At 65.3% G+C, this 870-nt stretch carries 2 protein-coding genes; one reads left to right on the top strand and one right to left on the bottom strand.

The annotated features are described in order from the left end of the window. Positions 1-393 (top strand): LysR substrate-binding domain-containing protein (locus AAC083_RS16320; RefSeq protein ID WP_258224726.1); only part of this gene is annotated, 393 nt, incomplete at its 5' end. A gap of 203 nt (positions 394-596) precedes the next feature. On the opposite strand, the gene AAC083_RS23235 is transcribed toward AAC083_RS16320, so the two are convergent. Further along, positions 597-870 (bottom strand): TetR family transcriptional regulator C-terminal domain-containing protein (locus AAC083_RS23235; RefSeq protein WP_258224725.1); only part of this gene is annotated, 274 nt, incomplete at its 5' end.

The raw sequence follows: 870 nt of genomic DNA, 5'->3' as shown, positions 1-870 counted from the left end.
CCCGCCGGGGCCGAGGGTGACCCCTCCCAGTGGCTGGAGCGCATCACCCTGCAGCAGCTTATCGCCATGCCCCATGTGTTCCACTCGCCCCTTGGCACCTCGGAGGCGAGCCTGGACCGCTATTTGCAGGGCCTCGGCCACGGCCGCACCATCTCGGTCAACAGCCAGAGCTATATGTCCGCCGCCGCCATCGTCAGCCAAAGCGACCACCTGCTGGTGCTGCCCAGCATGGTGGCCGATCTGCTCGCCAACCACTGGCCGCTCAAAAGCCTGCCCTTGCCTGCGGATGTGCCCGACTACCACCTCAACTGCGTCTGGCATCCCGTTCACGCGCAACAGCCCGCGCTGGTGTGGCTCAAAGATTTGATGAAAGAGCTGGTGGGGCCGAGGTGACACTGCTGCGTCTGGCTGCCCCATCGGCATGCCCAACAACCCGCGCTGGTGTGGCTGAAAGATGTGATGAAGGAGCTGGTGAGCCCGAGATAGACACGCTGCCCCTCGGATGGGATCGGGTAATCCAAAGGGGAGGGTAGCGCCCCTCATCCCCCACCCTTCTCCCGCGAGGGGAGAAGGATGCACACAACCCAGCGGCTGGCTTATGCCCGCAGGGCCGTCATCAGCTGGGTGACGACGCCGTCGAGCAGGGCGCGGTCGGGGCGGCACTGGGCGAAAGTGACCAGGCCCTGAATGTTGATCAGCAGGAAGGCGGTCAGGGTCGGGATGTCGCGGTCGGCCATCAACTCCCCGCGCTGCCGGGCAAGATTCAGGAGCTGCGCCAGATCGGCCTCCAGCTCGGCATAGATAGCCTTGAGGCGCAGGTGCAGCTCTTCGTCCTGCTCCGCCAGCTCCATCAGGGTACGCGTCACCAGA

Source organism: Aeromonas sp. HMWF014, from assembly GCF_963878295.1.
Classification (GTDB): Bacteria; Pseudomonadota; Gammaproteobacteria; order Enterobacterales; family Aeromonadaceae; genus Aeromonas; species Aeromonas popoffii.
Note: the sequence above shows the minus strand (reverse complement) of the source record. Positions and strands in the feature narration are given on the sequence as shown.